Here is a 19,283-nt window from a genome sequence, read left to right on the forward strand (position 1 = left end):
CCCCCCGCCACCGGGCGAGGTTGTGGCGCGTGGAAAGAGTGTCGGGGTGATCCGGCCCCAGCACCCGGACTCGATCGATCAACAGCGCAGCGAACTCATCGATCGCACCCTGAACGTCCCCCACCTTCCCCCGCCACCAAGCCAGGTTGTGGCGCGTGGAAAGAGTGTCGGGGTGATCCGGCCCCAGCACCCGGACTCGATCGATCAACAGCGCGGTGAACTCATCGACCGCGCCGTGAACTTCCCCAGCCTCCCCCCGCCACCGGGCGAGGTTGTGGCGCGTGGAAAGAGTGCTGGGGTGATCCGGCCCCAGCACCCGAATCTGATCGATCAACAGCGCAGCAAGCTCATCGACCGCACCCTGAACATCCCCCACCACCCCCCGCCACCGGGCGAGGTTGTGGCGCGTGGAAAGAGTGTCGGGGTGATCCGGCCCCAGCACCCGAATCCGGTCGATCAGCAGCGTAGCGAACTCATCGACGGCACCCTGAACATCCCCCACCACCCCCCGATACCGGGCGAGGTTGTGCCGGGCAGTAAGGGTGTCGGGGTGGTCCCGGCCCAGGTGGTGGGTGGTTGTGTCGGTGAGATTGCTGTAATAGTCCCGGGCGGCGGTGACCTGCCCTGTTTGGCCGAGGCTTGTGCCGGCCTCGAACAGGACGGCATGTGCGTCGGGCTGGTAGAGGGCCGAGGTCGTACTCTCGTGCAAGGCGGTGGCATTGGCGCGCAGGGTCTGCTGCAGAACCGGGTCGCGTCCGTGGCCCGGCCACAGGGCCAAAAGAGCGTCGGCGGCGCGGCGGGCGAGCGGGTGGCGCTCCTTCACGGGGGTGGTGTCGCGTGCTGCTCGGGCGGTCAGAGCATGGATGCGCACCAGTCCAAGGCCCCCGTTCCCGCTGGGGGGCTGGTGGGTGGTCAGGCTGTAGCGGTCCAGCAGGAGCAGGCACGCGCGTATCTGGTCGGCGTGCACCCCGCTCAGTCCGGGAATGTTGCGGGACGTGCGCGGGCGACTAAGGCGCTGCCACCACCGAGGGCCCGGCCCGGTCAGGGCGGCAAGTGCCTCGGGATTGGTCCACAGGGTGGCGGGGGAACCGTTGGGGTCCAGCCGAGCGACGGTGTCCAGGATCGCGCGGGCCAGGCCGGGGCGAGCCTCTTGTGCTTGGACGGCGTCGAGGTTGATGAGCATGGTGGTGTGCACGGCCCGCGCGTAGCCATCGGCGCCGTCGCCAGGCAGCACATCAGCCAGCATCCGGCCGGGTTCGGCCAGCATCCGCGCGTAGGCAGCGGGGGTGATGTCTCGGTTGTTGTCCAGGTAGGCGGCCGCGTGTGACAGAGCCAGCGGCAGCCGCCCCAGCAGGCTGGCGATGGATGCGGCCGGGCACCGGTAGTCGTTGCAGGTGCCGGGGTGGTCAGGCAGGCCGGGGGCACGCTGATGCAGGTAGTCGTGGGCCTCGGCCTCGGTGAAGACGTCCACGTCGACGCGGGTGCGTCCGGCGGCCAGGGCCTTGCGCTGGCGGGTGGTGGCAAGCACCCAGCCACGAGGGTGAAGGCGGGGCCACCAGTCCAGTACCTGGTCCAAGTCCTCGACGTCGTCGATCACCACCAGCCAGCTGCGGTCGGTGGCCTGCAGCCACTCCAGCAGGGCCCGTGCATCGGCTTGGTCATCTTCGCCGTACACACCCGGAACCCTGATCCGGGCTGCGGCCTCCGCGAAGTCTGCGACAAGCTGCCCCGTTCCGCCCTTAGCCGTGGTCCACACCGCCAGGTCCGCGTTGGAGTCCATGTAGTAGGAGGCAGCCAGTTGGGACTTACCGACCCCTCCCTCACCCACCAGCACCCGCCCTGACTCAGCTGGCTGCGCGAGCACCACGTCCTGGCCGTCGGCGCGGGCCGCCTCCACCAGCGACCGCAGAGAGGGCCGGCGCTGGAAGGAGGATGCCAGCGGCGGCACCGCGCCCACCCGCAACGGCCACGGCACCTCAGGCAGGACGTTGTTGACGGTGCTGTGGTTGATCACGCGCGAGCCCGGCGCGAGCGCGGAACCCGGCGCGTCACCGCCGACCGCGACCTCCCCGGCCCGGACAGTGCGGCGGCCCACGAAACGGGGCACACCGCCGACGCCGTCCTTGTCGTCCGCGCCGGTGCCCCTGCTCAAGAGCGGGTCCGCTTGGCGCGCTTGCCCAGCGCCGCGTCGTTCGCGTCGCCGCCCACAGCGATACCGTCCGGCCCCGACTCCGCGTCCACCTGTCCGCCGCCCGCACTGGGCGCACGAGCGGATGCCGGCCCGACAACCTGTGAATCCTCACCCAGAGCAGCGCCGTTCGCATCACCAGCGACCGCCACGCTGCCACCCCGCACCCGCCGCACCGGCCCGGGAGCGGTACGGAAGAACGCCACGACCGACACCACCAGCCCCGCCGCCGACAGCACGGTCCCCACCACCCCGGCCACCTGCGAGGCCTCATTCAACCGACCCATCACCAGCATGACCGCCAACCCAGCCGTCACCAGCAGAGCCGCCACCGCGCACACACCTGAAACCCAACGAGCCACGACCACGCCCCCGATACTCCCCAACGCGCCCGAAATCGGGCACCACCCACGCAGTCTCCCAACACCACCAACCCAATGTCAGCCACATGGCGCGTCCCGCAGATAGATGCCCCGCGCCTCGGGAACGCCGAAAGGGCCTGCGATCAGCATTGCTGCTGTTCACAGGCCCTTTCGGTCATGCGGCAGCGCCAGGATTCGAACCTGCGAGGGTGAAGCCGGAAGATTTACAGTGATTGGACGGGCCCATCGCCGATCCACGGATGTCGTCCACGGCAACCTCCAGCCAGCCGCTGCCACAAGGGTGCTCTCTAGAGCCGAATTGGGCGCTTGAGTTGACGCCTTAACTACGTAGCGCAGTGATCAACGCAGCAACCGCACCGATCAAGCTCGCCAGGGCCGTCATCGCAGGCAACAGCCAGCTAGCCCTGCGAGGGCTGCCCTCGCTCCGCTCCTGGGGGGAGGGACTGTAGGGCTCAATCACGTTCGACCTCCGCGTCGTCTTAAAGCCAGAAGGCTCTGTCTGAGCCTCAGCAACTCAGCGCTCCGCTGCCCCAGGTTGCCGCGGGAGTCGGAGCTCTCCGTCAGACATCAGGCAAGCTGTCCGGCGTCAGCAGAGCCAACCCATCGGCAGCGTCCGTCAAAGCTCGGACAGGTTCGATCCAGCCCACCTAGGGTTTCTTCCAACCAGCCAGACGACTCCGGACGGAGCCGGACGTTGCCGGACACCAGAGGGAGCGATCTTGGACCTGGCGAGTCGACTGCGAGAACTACGAGTGCGCGCAGGCAGCCCAAGCGTTCGCGAGATCGCGAATCTAATCAGCAGACAGGGAAGGAACGCGCCCATGGCGCGATCCACCATCCAGGATAAGTTTTCCGGTAAAAGCCCCCTCAATCTTTCCCAGATTCTCTCACTGATCGAGGCTTTAGCAGAACATGCGCGCATCAGCGGGATTCCACTACCAGCGCATGAGATTGAACAGTCGAGGTGGCGCGAATTCATCACAGCGGATAAGAATCCCACCACTTCCCCAATGCCCAATACGCAGACCACCCCCTGGAACCTAGAACCTCTCCGACAAGCGCAAATGTTTGACTTGGTGGAGATCGTTGAAAACAGCCACGGTACCCCAACGTCGTCTTGGCTACCCCGCATTATCGCACCGATGTTGAAAGCGCAGATGGATATCTCTGAGTTCATCAGAACGGCAGGGAAAGAAAGCCCCCAAGAGGTCCTTCAAACCTTGAGGGTACTCGACTCAAAATTTCCGCAAGTCCATGAGACGTCGGAGTTTGGTAGACGAGTGAGGCCAACGAAAAACGATCGAACAGTGGGAGAGCTGCTGTGGATTGCCGCTATTTATCACGGCGCCGAGGCCACCCCCGCCATCGTCGTAGGACTCAGACTCGCCGAGATGGGTGAGCACACATGGGACTTTCTAGGGGACGTGGCGTCGACTCAAGCACCCATCTACATGCGCAAGGCGATCGAGGGGCTACGAACTGCCAGACTGAGCGCCGACGCAGATACGCTTTTATCTTTGGCGGGATCGAGACGCAAACCCCATCGAGTTCTCGAGGTAATAACCTACCTCAATCGACTGAAAGAACTTCAATCAAGAGATAAAGTTCTGAAAGGGGTATGCGCACTAGACTGCACCCACTTGGAGGGTGTGGTCGAGCGCTTACGAGAACATTTCGGCGACAGGTTCACCGACACAATCTTGCAGGGAATCCCGCGCGCAAGGATCACTGATGACGTCGAGATTATCCGTCGACGCGGGAGTCATGACTTAGCGCAGCGACTTCTGGCGCGAACCGAAGAACCCACGCCCTAATTTGATAAACATGCATCCTAAATCGCCGGAATTAACTCATGAGTGCACCACTACACCCGTCGGGACGGAGCACCCGGCATCCTGGCTGTATCCCACTACGCTGGTACGCACCAACTCAGAACGGAGAGTGCTCCGCGGATAGGACCGAAGACGGCGAAGGTCTACGAGACGATTCGTACGCGGCTCGCCTCAGGCGAGTACGCGCCCGGCGACAAGATGCCCTCAGAGCGCGCGCTCGTTGAAGAACTCGGCATCGGCCGGACTGCACTGCGGCAAGTACTCGCGCGACTCGTGGCGGAAGGCGCCCTGGAGGTTCGCGGGCGGAGTTCATACCGAGTTCCTGGCGGGGTGAGCGTCAACACGCCTGAAGGGCTAGAGCCTTGGCGCATCCATGGTGAGCGCGACGTCTATGACAATCGCTGGGTCAAGCTTCAGCTCTGGGACGTGGAACCACCCGGCGTGGCACGGTTCGAGCATCACGTGGTGAAGCTCCATCACGTGGCGATCACCGCAGTCCTGGACGACCAAGACCGCGTACTGATGATGTGGCGCTACCGCTTCGTCCCACAACAGTGGGGGTGGGAGGTACCTGGCGGCATCGTGGACGACGAGGAGGACCCCGCGGACACGGCGCTACGAGAAGTCGTGGAAGAGACAGGTTGGCGGCCCAAGTCCGTGGAGCACATCGTCACGTATCAACCCATGGTCGGCATGGTCGACTCACCTCACGAGATCTTCGTAGGCCACGGCGCCGAACAGGTTGGCTCGCCGACGGACCTGGAAGAGGCGGGGCACATCGAATGGGTGTCGCTGACCGACATTCAAGGGCTGATGGCGCGCGGTGAGCTGATGGCCTCAGGCACTCTTGTGGCCCTCCTCCACATCCTGGCGAGCCGCGGCAATCCGGGGCTCACAGCCGCGCACTGAGCAGGTCGACACGGCGGCGCTGCCGCACCGAACCGGTGCGGCTCGCCAACAGCCGCGCCTGCCTGAGGTGCGTGTTCGCGTCGTCGTACTCGGCTCGCGCCAAGTGAGCCTGTACGAGGTCAACATGAAGTCCCGCCTGCGCTCGGACAAAGGACGGGTCCACCACTTCCAGGGCGCCGTACAGGCTGGTCACCGCCTCGTCGTCACCCAACAGAGCAAGGACGTTGCCCCGCCATCGGGCCAGGTGGGCGCCATTGAGGAAGATGCTCACCATGTCCGGGTCTCGATCATCGGAGCCGGGCGGAATGGTCGCCATGGCCGCATCGAGTGCCCGCTGGCAGTCGTCAGGCATTCCGGCATAGGCGCATATCTCCGCTTCAGCGGCGTGCAGCCATGCCCGCAGGCGGGGAGATCCGGCCTGGCCGCGCCGTGTTCACCCGGTCCGATGGCCGCCCCATCGACCCCCGTGACGACTGGGAGGAGTTTAAGGAGCTTCTGGCGGAAGCGGGCATCGGTGACCGTCGCCTCTACGACGGAAGTCGCCACACAGTGGGCACGATCCTGAACGAGCTGGGGGGTGGACATGCCCACGATCATGGAGATCCTGCGGCACACACAGATCAGCCAGACACGGCGGTACGTGAAGGGAAGGTCACACCTCTCGAAGGACGCCATGCGCCGGATGGGAGACCACTTCATGCCCCAGCCGGAACCCTCAACTGAGACCAGAACTGAGACCGCTGGCAGTCGCGCGGCTCGTGCTCGCCGTCGTCGCCGTATCCGGTAAAAGCAAAAGCCCCAGGTCACGGCGAGTGAGTCCTGAGGCTTCCACAGAGCCGCCTTCGGGATTCGAACCCGAGACCTACGCATTACGAGTGCGTTGCTCTGGCCATCTGAGCTAAGGCGGCGTGCTGCCAGAACTATGGTGCGATCGGCAACGTGCGTAAGTCTACACAGTATCGGGGGGTGCTCCGTACAGGGTTTGGGAGCACCCCGGGCCGACCGCGCGATCACGCCCCTGAGCAGCGCTTTCCGTTGTTCGGAGGGGTGCCTTCGAGGAGGTAGTCGTTGATCGCGGAATCGATGCAGGCGCTGCCCCGCCCGTAGGCCGTGTGGCCGTCGCCTTCGTAGGTGAGGAGGGTGCCGGAGGAGAGCTGGGCGGCGAGGGCCTGGGCCCAGCGGTAGGGGGTCGCGGGGTCACGGACGGTGCCGACGACGACGATGGGGGCGGCGCCCTTCGCCTCGATGCTGTGGGCTTCGCCGGTCGCCTTCACGGGCCAGTACGCGCAGTTCAGGGAGGCCCAGGCGAGGCTCTCGCCGAAGACCGGAGAGGCCTGCTCGAAGGAGGGGAGCGCCTCCTTCACCTCCTCGGGCGAGGAGAAGGCCGCCGGCAGGTCCAGGCAGTTGACCGCCGCGTTGGCGAACATCAGGTTCTCGTACTTGCCGTCGGAGTCGCGCTCGTAATAGCTGTCGGAGAGGGCGAGCAGGCCCGCGCCGTCCTTGTCCTTCATGGCCATGTCGAGCGCGTCGCGCAGTTGGGGCCAGGACCCCTCGTCGTACATCGCGGCGATGACGCCCGTCGTCGCCAGCGCCTCGCCCAGCTTGCGGCCGTCCGCGTCGCCCGCCTCGATGGGGGCGCCGTCCAGCTGCCGGAAGAAGGCCTTGAGGTTCTTGCCGACCTGCTCCGTCGTCGTGCCCGCGCCGCCCAGCGGGCAGTCCGACTCCTGCACGCAGTCCTTGGCGAAGGACTGGAACGCCGTCTCGAAGCCCGCCGTCTGGTCCTGGTTCGTCTTCCTCGCGGGCAGCGACGGGTCCAGCGCGCCGTCCAGGACGAGCCGGCCGACCCGCTCCGGATACAGGCCCGCGTACGTCGCCCCGAGAAACGTGCCGTACGAAGCGCCCACGTACGTCAGCTTCTCGTCGCCCAGCGCCGCGCGCACGATGTCCATGTCACGGGCCGCCTCGACCGTGGACACATGGCGCAGCAGGTTCCCCGAGCGCTGCCCGCATCCCTCCGCGAACTCCTTGAAGGCATCGACCAGTTCACCGGTCTCACGCACGTTGTCGGGGGTCGTGTCCGTCTGCGTGTACGTGTCCATCTCGCGCCCGGTGAGGCACTCGACGGGCTCGCTGCGGGCGACGCCGCGCGGGTCGACCGCCACCATGTCGTAGCGGGCGCGGACCTTCGCCGGGTACCCGATTCCGGCGTACGCCTGGAGGTAGCCGACCGCCGAACCGCCCGGCCCGCCCGGGTTGACCAGCAGCGAACCGAGCCGTTTGCCCGGCCCCGTGGCCTTTTTGCGGGAGACGGCCAGCCGGACGTCGCCCTTGGCCGGCTCGGCGTAGTCGAGCGGGGCCTTGAGCGTCGCGCACTCGAAGCCTGCGACACCACAGGCGCGCCAGACCGGCCGCTGACCGTAGTACGAGGCCAGCGCCGACGGGGTGGCCTCCGGCAGCACGCGCAGCGCCGCCGTCCCGGCCGGGCTCGCGGAACTCGTCGAACTCCCCGCGGAGCAGGCGGAGACGAGCAGTCCGGCGGCGGCGAGCAACGTGCCGTACGCGCGAAGGGATCGGTTGGCCCGAGGTGACCTGGGCCGGCGCCTGGTGTACATCGAGCGAGCGTAACCCTGCGCGATGAATCGGTCGCTTACAGTCGTCAACCCGACCTCGTACGAGTGACGCCGTCAACTCCGGACAGGACGTGCGGGGCATGCGGCGTGCGTCAGGAACTCCGGGCGGGACAGGCAGTGTGCCTCACGAACTCCGGACAGGGACGGACGGCGTGCGTCAGGAACTCCGGGCGGGAGACGCAGCGTGTGTCCCGGGCCCGCGTCAACCGGCCCGCAGCGCCATAGTCATCGCCTCCACCGCCAGCAGCGGTGCCACATTCCGGTCGAGGGCCTCGCGGCAGGCGGCGATCGCCTCTATCCGGCGCAGAGTGGTCTCGGGGGACGAGCCGCGCGCCAGCCGGTCCAGGGTGTCCCGCAGCTCCGTGTTGGCGAGGGCGAGGCTGGTGCCGAACTGGAGGGCCAGCACGTCGCGGTAGAAGGCCGTGAGGTCGATCAGGGCCAGGTCCAGGCTGTCGCGCTGCGTACGCGTCTTGCGGCGCTTCTGCTTGTCCTCCAGCTCCTTCATCACGCCTGCGGTGCCGCGCGGCATCCGGCCGCCCTGGGACGCGCCGAGCGCCGCCTTCATGTCCTCGGTCTCCTTGACGTCGGTCTCCTCGGCGACCTGCTTGGCGTCCTCGGAGGCCGCGTCGATCAGCTCCTGGGCCGCCTTGAGGCAGGCGCCCACGTCGTCGACACGGAGGGGCAGCTTGAGGACGGCGGCGCGCCGCTCGCGGGCGCGCTTGTCCGTGGCGAGACGGCGGGCGCGCCCGATGTGGCCCTGGGTGGCGCGGGCCACGGCAGCCGCCACGTCCGGCTCGATGCCATCACGGCGTACGAGGACATCGGCGACCGCGTCCACGGGAGGCGTCCGGAGCGTGAGGTGACGGCAGCGGGAGCGGATGGTGGGCAGCACGTCCTCGATGGAGGGTGCGCACAGGAGCCAGACCGTGCGGGGGGCGGGCTCCTCGATGGCCTTCAGAAGGACGTTGCCCGCGCCCTCGGTGAGGCGGTCGGCATCCTCCACGATGATGACCTGCCAGCGGCGGCCCGCCGGGGACATCTGTGCCCGGCGTACGAGATCGCGGGTCTCCTTCACACCGATGGAGAGCAGGTCGGTACGGATGATCTGCACGTCGGCGTGGGTGCCGATCAGGCTCGTGTGGCATCCGTCGCAGAACCCGCAGCCGGGGGATCCGCCGAGAGCCCGGTCGGGGCTCACGCACTGGAGGGCCGCGGCGAAGGCCCGCGCGGCGGTGGAACGGCCCGAGCCCGGCGGCCCCGTGAAGAGCCAGGCGTGCGTCATCTTCGACGCCTCGGCCACCGGAGTGTGGTCCACCACCGCCGTGACCTGGGCGTCGGCGTCCCGGGCGGCGGCGTCGAGCTGCGCGCTCACCTTCTCCTGGCCCACCAGGTCGTCCCACACGGTCATGGGATGCCGCCCTTCCGTCGCACCGGTGCCTTGCGCAACCCATTGTGCGGGAGGGCACTGACAACGCGGTCCACACGGCCCCCGCCCTCACCATCGGCGCCCACGATCGGCACCCGCCATCAGCGCCCGCTGTCGGCACCCGCCGCACAGACCGAATCACCGCCGACACCCGCCCCCGGCCACAGACCGGCGGGCACAGGCCTCGATCCGCCCGTCAGCACCGTCAGCACCGTCAGCACCGTCAGCACCGTCAGCGCCGCCGACGCCCCCGACCCTCGTCCGGCTCATCCTCGTCACGCGGACCCAGCAGTTCGTCCGCCAGCGTCGGGAGGTCGTCCAGCGGAGTCTCCTCCGCCCAGTCCGAACGGGGCCGTCGCCGAGGCGTGCCGTCCTCGTCGACCTGAGGCAACTCGCGCGTACGGGCGTCGGTGCCCTCGTTCCCCTGCCCCGGCCGCTCGTCACGGAAATACCCCGGGGGCACCCGGTCCGCCGGACCGCTCCCCTGCTCGCCGCCCCCACGGTCATCCCGTACGGGAGGAAGGACAGCGGTCTCGTCCGCGGCGGAACCCGGCCGCACCGGCGGCAACACAGCCGTCTCGTCGGCAGCCGAACCCGGCCTCACCGGCGGCAGCACAGCGGTCTCGTCGGCCGCTCCGTACGGCCCCGGTCCCTGCGGCGCCGGAGGCTGAGGCAGCACGGTCGTCTCGGCGTCGTCGGGCCCGGCATCGCGAGGCGGCACCGGAGGAAGCACCGCCGTCTCGTCGGCCGGCCCTCCGGACGCGTTCGTGGGTGTCACGACGGGCGTCGGCACCGTCTCGTTGTCACGGCCGGCCGCCGGACCACCGGAACCGCGGGACCCTCCAGACCCGCCGGCAGCCCCAGAGGCCCCGGAATCCGCAGCACCAGTAGCCGCACTCGAAGCCTCCGCCGCCGCGGCAGCCGCCGCAGCCGCGCTGGAAGCCTCCGCCTCCCTCTGCGCCTCCCTCTGCGCCTCCGCCGCCCGCCGGGCCTGCTCGGCCCGGACCAACGCCTCCTCGGCCTTCCGCTGCTTCTCCAGCCGCCGCTCCTCGGCCTCGGCCCGGAGCCGCGCCTCCTCCTCGGCCTGCTTGCGCCGGCGCGCCTCCTCGGCCGCGAGGGCCTGCTCCTCGGCGAGCCGCCGTACCCGTTCCTCCTCGGCACGCACGCGTGCCGCCTCGGCGCGCTGCCGGGCCTCCTCGGCCTGCCGCTCGGCCTCGCGCCGCTGGGCCTCCTCCAGCTCGCGCTGCTTGCGCTCCTCTTCCTCCGCGCGCAGCCGGGCGAGCTGCTCCTGGCGCTCGCGCTCCAGCCGCTCCTCCTCGGCCTTGCGGGCGGCCTCTTCCTCGGCGCGCCGACGCGCCTCCTCCTCGGCGGCCTTGCGGGCCTCCTCCTTGGCCTTGATCTCGGCCTCGGAGAGCGGGAGTACGACATCGAGCCGGTGCCGGATCACTGTCGTGACGGCTTCGGGCTCCTGCCCGGCGTCGACGACCAGATAGCGCGCCGGGTCTGCGGCGGCGAGTGTCAGGAAACCGGACCGCACGCGCGCGTGGAACTCGGCGGGCTCCGACTCCAGCCGGTCCGGAGCCTCCGTGAACCGCTCACGGGCGGTCTCCGGCGCCACGTCGAGCAGCACGGTCAGATGGGGCACCAGCCCGTCGGTCGCCCACCGGTTGATACGGGCGATCTCGGTCGGGGACAGGTCACGCCCGGCCCCCTGGTACGCCACGGAGGAGTCGATGTACCGGTCGGAGACGACCACCGCGCCCCGCTCCAGGGCGGGCCGCACGACCGTGTCCACGTGCTCGGCACGGTCGGCGGCGTACAGCAGCGCCTCCGCGCGGTGCGACAGACCCGCCGACGACACGTCGAGCAGGATCGACCGCAGCCGTTTCCCGACGGGCGTGGCACCCGGCTCGCGCGTCACCACGACCTCGTGCCCCTTGGCGCGGATCCACTCGGCGAGCGCCTCGGCCTGGGTCGACTTCCCGGCCCCGTCGCCGCCCTCCAGGGCGATGAAGAAGCCCTTCACGGCAGCCGCCTGCGCGGGATCGTCCCCACCGCGCAGCGCGTCCAGCAGGTCGTGCCGCAGCGGCACTCCGGAGCGGTCGTCGGCCTTGGCCAGCACCAGCGCGGCGACCGGCAGCAGCAGCGCGCCGACCAGCATCAGCGTGAAGGCCGCGCCGCCGTGCGCGAACACGAACTTGCCGTTCTCCACGCGGTGCGGGCCGATGGCGGCGGCCACCAGAGGGGCCACCAGCGCGCCCAGGGCCACGAAGACCCGTACGACCGCGTGCAGGTGTTCCGTCGTACGCGTCCGCCGGTACTCCTCGGCCTCCTGGTCGAGCAGGGCGTGCCCGGTGTTGGCGGCGACGCCCGCGCCGATGCCCGCCAGAGCGACGATCAGGATGACCGTGGTGACGTCCGGGACGAGGCCGGCGGCGAGCAGTGCGATCCCCGTGAAGGCGATCGCCAGCGCGAGCAGCCGGCGCCGGGACAGGGACGGCAGCAGCTTGGCGGCCGTACGGATGCCGATCACGACACCGCCGGTCAGCGCGAGCACCAGCAGCCCGTACGTCACCGGCCCGCCGCCCAGGTCCTTGGCGTGCAGCACGGAGACGGCGACGGCCGCCGCGATCGCCCCGGCGACGGCCGCGCAGGCGAGCACCAGGAGCGGGATGGCCCCGGTGCGGCCCTTGTCGATGCCGGTGCCGGTCTTGGGGCGGCGCAGCCCTTCGAGCGGCGACCGCGCGCGCGGGGTGCGCGCGTCGGGCAGTTCGAGGAAGGTCAGTACCGACAGGGACGCGGCGAACAGGCCCGCGGAGACGTACGAGGCGAGCGCGGCCTGGTGCTGCGCGAACCACTCCAGCCCGGTGCCCAGCAGGTTGTTGACGAGCCCGGCGACGACGAGCGTGGCACCCGCGAGGGGTACCGCCGCGAATCCCGTACGCAGTGACAGGCGCCGCAGCGCGTCCATGTGGTCCGGCAGCGGGCGTACCGTCGCGCCCTCCAGCGGCGGCGCGGGCAGCAGGGCGGGCGCCGCGCTCTCGCGGCACACCATCCAGAAGCGCTCGGCGACCCCGATGACGAAGGCCGTCACCAGGAGCACGGCCAGCGCGTTCTCCGGCGTCCAGTCGATCCACAGGGGCGCGATGATCAGCAGCGCGGCCCGCACACCGTCCGCGCCGACCATGGTCCAGCGGCGGTCGAGCGGGCCCTCCTGTGACGTGAGGGACGTGAGCGGGCCGAGCAGGACCGCCCCGAAGAGCAGGGTGGCGAGAATCCGCGCCCCGAAGACCGCCGACACGGCGAGGGCCACTCCGCGGTAGCCGCCTCCGAAGGAGCCGTCGGCGACCGCCGCCTGGAGGGCCAGCAGGACCAGCACCAGCAGCGCGAGCGCGTCGCCGATGCCGCCCACCAGCTGGGCGCTCCACAAGCGCCTCAGTTGCGGCACGCGCAGCAGCGCCCGGACGGCGCGCTCCCGTGAATCTGCGACCAGGGCGTCGTCGGGGGCCGGGTTGTGGGCCGTTGGCTGCTCGGCTCGCGTCATCCTGCCAGCCTATCGGGAGGGACTGACTCCCCGAATAGGCCCCCGAACATGCGAACGCCCCCGACACCAAGTGGTGCGGGAGCGTTCGTTTTACGAACCAAAGGTGAAGGACTCGATCACCAGCGGGAGACGGGACCTGAAGGCCCTCTCCGGAGACGGAACCCGAAGGCCGCCTCCGGAAGCGGGACCCGAAGGCCCTCACCGGAGGCGGTGCCCCGAGGCCTCGGCCCTCGTCGGCTTCGTGGGCGTGGGCCTCAGTCCTCGGCCGTCGCCTGGGAAGCCGTCGCCTTCTTTGCGGTCGTCTTCTTGGCAGTGGTCTTCTTTGCCGCCGTTTTCGTGGCCGCGGTCTTCTTGGCGGCGGTTTTCTTCGCCGGCGCCTTCTTGGCCGGGGCCTTCTTGGCGGCCGTCTTCTTCGCCGTCTTCTTGGCGGGCGCCTTCGCCCGCTTCTCGGCGAGCAGCTCGAAGCCGCGCTCCGGAGTGATCTCCTCGACGCTGTCGCCGGACCGCAGGGTGGCGTTGGTCTCGCCGTCGGTGACGTACGGACCGAAGCGGCCGTCCTTGACGACGACGGGCTGCCCGCTGACCGGGTCCGCGCCGAGCTCCTTCAGCGGCGGCTTGGCGGCGGCGCGCCCGCGCTGCTTGGGCTGCGCGTAGATCGCCAGGGCCTCGTCGAGGGTGATCGTGAAGAGCTGGTCCTCGGCCTGGAGGGAGCGCGAGTCGGTGCCCTTCTTCAGGTACGGCCCGTAGCGCCCGTTCTGTGCGGTGATCTCCACACCCTCGGCGTCCTTGCCGACGACGCGCGGCAGCGACATCAGCTTGAGGGCGTCGGCCAGCGTCACCGTGTCGAGGGACATCGACTTGAACAGCGAGGCCGTACGCGGCTTCACGGCGTTCTTGCCGGTCTTCGGGGTGCCCTCGGGGAGCACCTCGGTGACGTACGGGCCGTAGCGGCCGTCCCTGGCGATGATCTGGTGGCCCGACTGGGGGTCGGCGCCCAGCTCGAAGTCACCGCTCGGCTTGGCGAGCAGCTCCTCCGCGAGCTCGACGGTCAGCTCGTCGGGTGCCAGGTCCTCGGGCACGTCGGCGCGCTGGTGGTTCTCGGAGTCCTTCTCGCCGCGCTCGACGTAGGGGCCGTAGCGGCCGACGCGCAGCATGATGTCGCTGCCGTCCACGCGGAACGACGACACCTCGCGGGCGTCGATGGCACCGAGGTCGGTGACGAGCTCCTTCAGACCGCCGAGGTGATCCCCGTCGCCGTTGCCCGCCTCCGCGGCGCCGGTCGCGTCGCCCTCGCCGAAGTAGAAGCGGCGCAGCCACGGGATGGCCTGGGCCTCGCCCCGCGCGATGCGGTCGAGGTCGTCCTCCATCTTGGCGGTGAAGTCGTAGTCGACGAGCCGCCCGAAGTGCTTCTCCAGGAGGTTGACCACGGCGAAGGACAGGAAGGACGGCACGAGTGCCGTGCCCTTCTTGAACACATAGCCGCGGTCGAGGATCGTGCCGATGATCGACGCGTACGTCGACGGGCGGCCGATCTCGCGCTCTTCGAGCTCCTTGACCAGGCTGGCCTCGGTGTAGCGGGCCGGGGGCTTGGTCGCGTGGCCGTCGACCGAGATCTCCTCGGCGGACAGCGGGTCGCCCTCGTTGACCTGCGGAAGCCGGCGCTCGCGGTCGTCCAGCTCGGCGTTCGGGTCGTCCGCGCCCTCGACGTAGGCCTTGAGGAAGCCGTGGAAGGTGATGGTCTTGCCGGACGCGCTGAACTCGGCGTCACGGCCGTCGGAGGCCGTGCCCGCGATCTTCACGGTGACGGAGTTTCCGACCGCGTCCTTCATCTGGGAGGCGACGGTCCGCTTCCAGATCAGCTCGTACAGCTTGAACTGGTCACCGGTCAGACCCGTCTCGGCCGGTGTGCGGAAACGATCACCCGAGGGTCGGATCGCCTCGTGCGCCTCCTGCGCGTTCTTGACCTTCCCGGCGTACGTACGCGGCTTGTCCGGCAGATAGTTCGCACCGTAGAGCTGCGTGACCTGGGCCCGGGCCGCGGTGATCGCGGTGTCCGAGAGGGTCGTGGAGTCCGTACGCATGTAGGTGATGAAGCCGTTCTCGTACAGCTTCTGCGCCACCTGCATCGTGGCCTTCGCACCGAAGCCGAGCTTGCGGCTGGCCTCCTGCTGGAGCGTCGTCGTACGGAAAGGGGCGTACGGCGAACGGCGGTACGGCTTCGACTCGACGGACCGTACGGAGAAGTTCGTGTTCTCCAGGGCGGCGGCCAGCGCGCGGGCGTTGGCCTCGTCGAGGTGGAGCGTGTTCGCGCCCTTGATCTGCCCGAGCGAGTCGAAGTCGCGGCCCTGGGCGACGCGCTTGCCGTCGACCGTGGTCAGACGGGCGACCAGGGAGGCCGGGTCGCTCGCGTCACCGGCGCGGCCGGTGCCGAAGGTGCCGGTCAGGTCCCAGTACTCGGCGGAGCGGAAGGCGATGCGCTCGCGTTCCCGCTCGACGACGAGACGGGTCGCGACGGACTGGACACGGCCCGCCGACAGACGCGGCATGACCTTCTTCCAGAGGACCGGCGATACCTCGTAGCCGTAGAGACGGTCGAGGATGCGGCGGGTCTCCTGGGCGTCGACCAGCTTCTGGTTGAGCTCGCGCGGGTTGGCGACGGCGGCCTGGATCGCGGCCTTGGTGATCTCGTGGAAGACCATCCGCTTGACCGGGACCTTGGGCTTCAGCACCTCCTGGAGGTGCCAGGCGATGGCCTCGCCCTCGCGGTCCTCATCGGTGGCGAGGAAGAGTTCGTCGGAGTCCTTGAGCAGGTCCTTGAGCTTCTTGACCTGGGCCCGCTTGTCGGCGTTGACCACGTAGATCGGCTCGAAGTCGTTGTCGACGTCCACGCCGAGGCGGCGCACCTCGCCGGTGTACTTCTCGGGCACCTCCGCGGCGCCGTTGGGGAGGTCGCGGATGTGCCCGACGCTCGCTTCGACGACGTAGCCGGGGCCGAGATAGCCCTTGATCGTCTTCGCCTTGGCGGGCGACTCGACGATGACGAGTCGGCGGCCGCCGTGTGCGGTCTCGCTGGTCGGGGACAACTTCGCTCTTCTCTCCGGTCGACGCAGGGGGTCTCGCCCCAGGCCTGGAACCCGGGGGTCGGGTCATGCTGACGCTGCGGAGTGTGACGGTACATCCCGCCCCCGTGTCAAACGGGAAAAGCCCGCAACGGCCACTCGAACGGTAACCCGACTCCCGCCATTCCTGCCGCCCGGAGTGCCGACCTGCCGTTTCGGACCTATCCGGAGGGTGACCTCTCAGTTACTGGAGGTCCGCGTTCCGGAGGGCCCCGGGCCTTGTCCGCGACGGCCGACCGGCCGTCGATTCCCGGACACCGAAGGTGAACGTTCGCGGCCGACCCGGCCGGCTCGGCCGAGGGACTCCGGGGGTGTCGCCGGAAGGAGCGACGCTCAGGTACGAGTGAAACACCACACGGCGAGGACCAGCGCGGACGTCCCGGCGAAGGCCGCGACCGCCGCGGAGGCCATGGGATGCACTCCGTGGGCGACAGGGGCGCGCTGCCGCAGCCGGACGGCCGTCCACAGCAGGAGACCGCCTCCGAACAGGGCGAACACCGATCCCGTGAAGATCGCCGGTCCGCTCTCCATGGTTCGTCTCCTCCGGCCTTTGGTACCCAGCACCGGGACGCTGACACCTCCGGGCGGCCGGAACACCAACCCCGGGTGAACGCGGAGCGGACAGCTCCCTGCGCCCTCATGCGGAATCCGTCACACCGCCCCCTGTTGGCCGGTTTCACGCCCCGGTGCGGGATCCCGGTCCGGGAGTCCTCGGTCGGAGACCGGCCGGGCGTCGGCACACCGAGCCCTGTCCGGGCCCCTCGTGCGTCACCCGGTCCGGGCCCTTCGTGCATCACCCGGTCCTGGCCCCTCGTGCATCAACAGGTCGTGCACGGTGGCCATGTGCGGGCCGGTTCCTCGTCGTACGAAAGCCGGACCGGGACACTCTCTCGCCGGCCCCGGGAAGACTCACCGGGACGGCTCACCGGGCAGGCTCAAGGAACCCCTGCTCGACCAGCAGCCGGATCTGGGACGGGGTCCGGTCCCGCAGCAGGACCGGGTCCTCTCCGACGAGTTGGGCGATGGCGTCCAGGATCCGGCCGGCGCTCAGCGTGCCGTCGCAGACGCCCGCGAAGCCCGCACCGACCGTGTCCACCTTCGTGGCCCGCCGCATCCCGCGGTGCTGGCGCAGCACGACGTGCTCGGGGTCCTCGGCGCCGGGCAGCCCGACCTGCTCCTGCACGATCTCGCCCGCGAGCCTGAAGTGCCCGGCGAGCAGGGCGGCGTCGTCGTGCGCCCGCAGATAGTCCACGCGGTCGAAGTGTGCGCGCACGGTGTCGCCGAGCGGCTGTTCGACGGGGTGCGGCCACTCCTCCACGACGACCGAGGGCTGGATGGCCGCCGACTTGCGCAGGGTGATCCAGCCGAAACCGACGGACTTCACCTTCCGCGCCTCGAACTCGTCCAGCCACGCGTCGTACCGCGCCTGGTACTCCATCGGGTCGGAGCGGTGGTCGCCCGCGTCCCGCAGCCACAGCTCTGCGTACTGCGTGACGTCCTGGACCTCGCGCTGCACGATCCACGCGTCGCAGCCGCGCGGCACCCAGGACCGCAGCCGGTCCTGCCACTCCTCGCCCTCCACGTGCTGCCAGTTGGCGAGGAACTGCGCGTACCCCCCGTCGTTCAGCCGGTCGCCCGCTTCCTGAACGAGCGTGCGGCACAGATCGTCCCCGCCCATCCCGCCGTCGCGGTAGGTGAGCCGGGCGCCGGGAGAGATCACGAAGGGCGGGTTGGAGACGATCAGGTCGTACGTCTCGTCGTCGGCGATCGGTTCGAAGAGGGAGCCCTCGCGCAGGTCCGCCGCCGGGGCACCGGACAGGGCGAGCGTGAGCGCGGTGATGTGCAGCGCGCGGGGGTTGAGGTCGGTCGCGGTCACGCGCGTGGCGTGCTGCGCGGCGTGCAGGGCCTGGATCCCGGACCCGGTGCCGAGGTCGAGGGCCGAGCCCACCGGCGTACGCACCGTGATGCCCGCGAGCGTCGTGGACGCACCGCCCACGCCGAGTACGACTCCTTCGTCGAGGCTGCCGATGCCGCCGGCCCCGCCGACCGCGCAGCCGAGGTCCGAGACGATGAACCAGTCCTCGCCGCCCGGGCCACCGTACGGCCGTACGTCGACGGTCGCCGCGAGCTCGTCCCCGCCGGTCCGGGTCAGCCAGCCGCTCTCCAGGCAGTCCGCCACCGGCAGGACGTCCGCCACGCGCGCGTGCGGCACGGGCTGCTGCAGCAGGAAGAGGCGGACGAGCGCCTCCAGCGGTGAGTCGCCCCGGGTGGCCCGGAGCGCGGGCACGGTCTCGCTGCGGGCCAGCGCCGCGTACGCGGCGGCGCCGAGCAGGTCGAGCAGCCCGTCGGCGCTGAAGGAGGCGCCCAGGAGGGCCTCCCGCAGGCGTGCGGTGACGTCGGTGCGGTCGGACGAGGGCAACGGTGCCAGGCTGCTGTTACTCACGCCTCCATTGTGTCCGCTCCCGCCGCCGCGGCGCGCGCCCTGTGGACAGCCGGGTCGGCCGGACCACCGGACTTCGGCCTGTCTCGGCCCGTCCTGTCTCGGCGGGCGGCGTCCGTGGAGACAGGCCGAGGGCCCGGTACGCGCGCGTACCGGGCCCTCTTTCGGTTGACGAACGATCGATGCCCCTGGGGGCAGGTCTCGTTCCCAGGTCTCAGGCCTTGCTCGCCGACGGCGACGTCGAGGCGGACTTGCAGCTCTCCTGCTTGGCCATCGCCTTGCCCACGTCGCCCTCCTCCAGCTTCTTGAGGGCGTCGTTGCCGCTCTGGCTGAGCTTGTCGAGCTCGGTGGCGATCCCCTTGAGACCGTCGGCGAACTTCGCCTGGTCCTTCGTGTCGAGGCCGTCGACCTGCTTCTTGAGGCCGGCGTACGAGGAGGAGATGGTGTTGAGCTCCGTGACGGCGTCCTTCTGCTTCTTCTCGCCGTCGTCGACGTCGGGCGCCCCGGCCTTGTCCACGGCGGCACCGATCGCCTTGTAGGCGTCGGACATGTCCTGGAAGGCCTTGGAGTCGGTCTTCTGGACGTCCGCCGGGGTGCTGTTGTCCGAGGTCTGCTTCTGGATCGCGGTATTGGCGGCCTCGATCTTCACCGCCTGCGGCTGCACCGCGTCACACACCTGCTTGGCCCAGGAGTTCAGCTTGTCGCTGCTGTCGTCACTGCTGCATCCCGACAGCGCCAGTACCAGTACCGCACCGCCGGACAGTGCGGCCGCGAGCTTCTTGTTCACCGGATTGGTCCCTTCCATGGCTCTC

Annotated in this window: 11 protein-coding genes, 1 tRNA gene and 2 pseudogenes; 3 read left to right on the plus strand and 11 right to left on the minus strand. The window is 69.6% G+C overall.

The annotated features are described in order from the left end of the window. Positions 1-2,152, minus strand: a 2,152-nt coding sequence (locus tag AOK17_RS44515) for a tetratricopeptide repeat protein (RefSeq protein WP_055618354.1), incomplete at its 3' end; no start/stop codon positions are given. Next, positions 2,149-2,520, minus strand: coding sequence for a hypothetical protein (locus tag AOK17_RS44520; protein WP_055618355.1), 372 nt, complete (start codon positions 2,518-2,520; stop codon positions 2,149-2,151). The genes AOK17_RS44515 and AOK17_RS44520, both read right to left, overlap by 4 nt. Positions 2,521-3,392: 872 nt before the next feature. On the opposite strand from AOK17_RS44520, the gene AOK17_RS51100 reads away from it, so the two are divergent. Together AOK17_RS51100 and AOK17_RS44525 are read left to right on the plus strand one after the other, a co-directional pair. Continuing rightward, on the plus strand, positions 3,393-4,385 hold the full coding sequence (locus AOK17_RS51100; RefSeq protein WP_157881537.1) for a hypothetical protein: 993 nt from the start codon (positions 3,393-3,395) through the stop codon (positions 4,383-4,385). Positions 4,386-4,523: 138 nt separating this feature from the next. After that, positions 4,524-5,312, plus strand: a complete 789-nt coding sequence (locus tag AOK17_RS44525; RefSeq protein ID WP_079053644.1) for a GntR family transcriptional regulator — start codon at positions 4,524-4,526, stop codon at positions 5,310-5,312. On the opposite strand, the pseudogene AOK17_RS44530 reads toward AOK17_RS44525, so the two are convergent. Next, positions 5,296-5,736: pseudogene (locus AOK17_RS44530) on the minus strand (XRE family transcriptional regulator); the annotation flags it as partial. The gene AOK17_RS44525 and the pseudogene AOK17_RS44530 overlap by 17 nt on opposite strands. Positions 5,737-5,741: 5 nt before the next feature. On the opposite strand from AOK17_RS44530, the pseudogene AOK17_RS53055 reads away from it, so the two are divergent. Next, positions 5,742-6,099: pseudogene (locus AOK17_RS53055) on the plus strand (tyrosine-type recombinase/integrase); the annotation flags it as partial. 47 nt (positions 6,100-6,146) lie between these two features. Here AOK17_RS53055 and AOK17_RS44535 read toward each other — a convergent pair. The 8 genes from AOK17_RS44535 to AOK17_RS44570 all read right to left on the minus strand — a co-directional run bounded on the left by AOK17_RS44535 (position 6,147) and on the right by AOK17_RS44570 (position 19,276). Continuing rightward, positions 6,147-6,220: transfer RNA gene (locus AOK17_RS44535), tRNA-Thr, on the minus strand. A gap of 102 nt (positions 6,221-6,322) precedes the next feature. Next, positions 6,323-7,924, minus strand: a complete 1,602-nt coding sequence (locus AOK17_RS44540) for an alpha/beta hydrolase (protein ID WP_055618356.1) — start codon at positions 7,922-7,924, stop codon at positions 6,323-6,325. A gap of 220 nt (positions 7,925-8,144) precedes the next feature. After that, the gene (locus tag AOK17_RS44545; RefSeq protein ID WP_055618357.1) at positions 8,145-9,350 is read right to left on the minus strand and encodes a DNA polymerase III subunit delta'; all 1,206 of its coding nucleotides are present in this window, start codon (positions 9,348-9,350) and stop codon (positions 8,145-8,147) included. Between the two features lie 250 nt (positions 9,351-9,600). Then, positions 9,601-12,912 (minus strand): dTMP kinase, encoded by a 3,312-nt coding sequence (gene tmk, locus AOK17_RS44550; RefSeq protein WP_055618358.1) that lies wholly within the window; start codon positions 12,910-12,912, stop codon positions 9,601-9,603. 254 nt (positions 12,913-13,166) lie between these two features. Then, entirely contained in the window at positions 13,167-15,995 is a 2,829-nt protein-coding gene (gene topA, locus AOK17_RS44555) for a type I DNA topoisomerase (RefSeq protein WP_055618359.1), read from the minus strand. Positions 15,996-16,364: 369 nt separating this feature from the next. Next, entirely contained in the window at positions 16,365-16,562 is a 198-nt protein-coding gene (locus AOK17_RS44560) for a hypothetical protein (protein ID WP_055618360.1), read from the minus strand. A gap of 391 nt (positions 16,563-16,953) precedes the next feature. After that, on the minus strand, positions 16,954-18,474 hold the full coding sequence (locus tag AOK17_RS44565) for a DUF7059 domain-containing protein (RefSeq protein WP_055618361.1): 1,521 nt from the start codon (positions 18,472-18,474) through the stop codon (positions 16,954-16,956). Positions 18,475-18,685: 211 nt separating this feature from the next. Continuing rightward, positions 18,686-19,276 (minus strand): hypothetical protein, encoded by a 591-nt coding sequence (locus tag AOK17_RS44570; protein WP_055618362.1) that lies wholly within the window; start codon positions 19,274-19,276, stop codon positions 18,686-18,688. Between the last annotated feature and the right edge of the window lie 7 nt (positions 19,277-19,283).

The sequence above is a fragment of the Streptomyces phaeochromogenes genome (genome assembly GCF_001418655.1).
Classification (GTDB): domain Bacteria; phylum Actinomycetota; class Actinomycetes; order Streptomycetales; family Streptomycetaceae; genus Streptomyces; species Streptomyces phaeochromogenes.

Bases quoted from the DNA above. Each gene is read 5' to 3' on its own strand.
- AOK17_RS44545 (WP_055618357.1), bottom strand. From the start codon at position 9,350: ATGACCGTGTGGGACGACCTGGTGGGCCAGGAGAAGGTGAGCGCGCAG.
- AOK17_RS44560 (WP_055618360.1), bottom strand. From the start codon at position 16,562: ATGGAGAGCGGACCGGCGATCTTCACGGGATCGGTGTTCGCCCTGTTC.
- tmk (WP_055618358.1), bottom strand. From the start codon at position 12,912: ATGACGCGAGCCGAGCAGCCAACGGCCCACAACCCGGCCCCCGACGAC.
- AOK17_RS51100 (WP_157881537.1), top strand. From the start codon at position 3,393: ATGGCGCGATCCACCATCCAGGATAAGTTTTCCGGTAAAAGCCCCCTC.
- AOK17_RS44540 (WP_055618356.1), bottom strand. From the start codon at position 7,924: ATGTACACCAGGCGCCGGCCCAGGTCACCTCGGGCCAACCGATCCCTT.
- AOK17_RS44570 (WP_055618362.1), bottom strand. From the start codon at position 19,276: ATGGAAGGGACCAATCCGGTGAACAAGAAGCTCGCGGCCGCACTGTCC.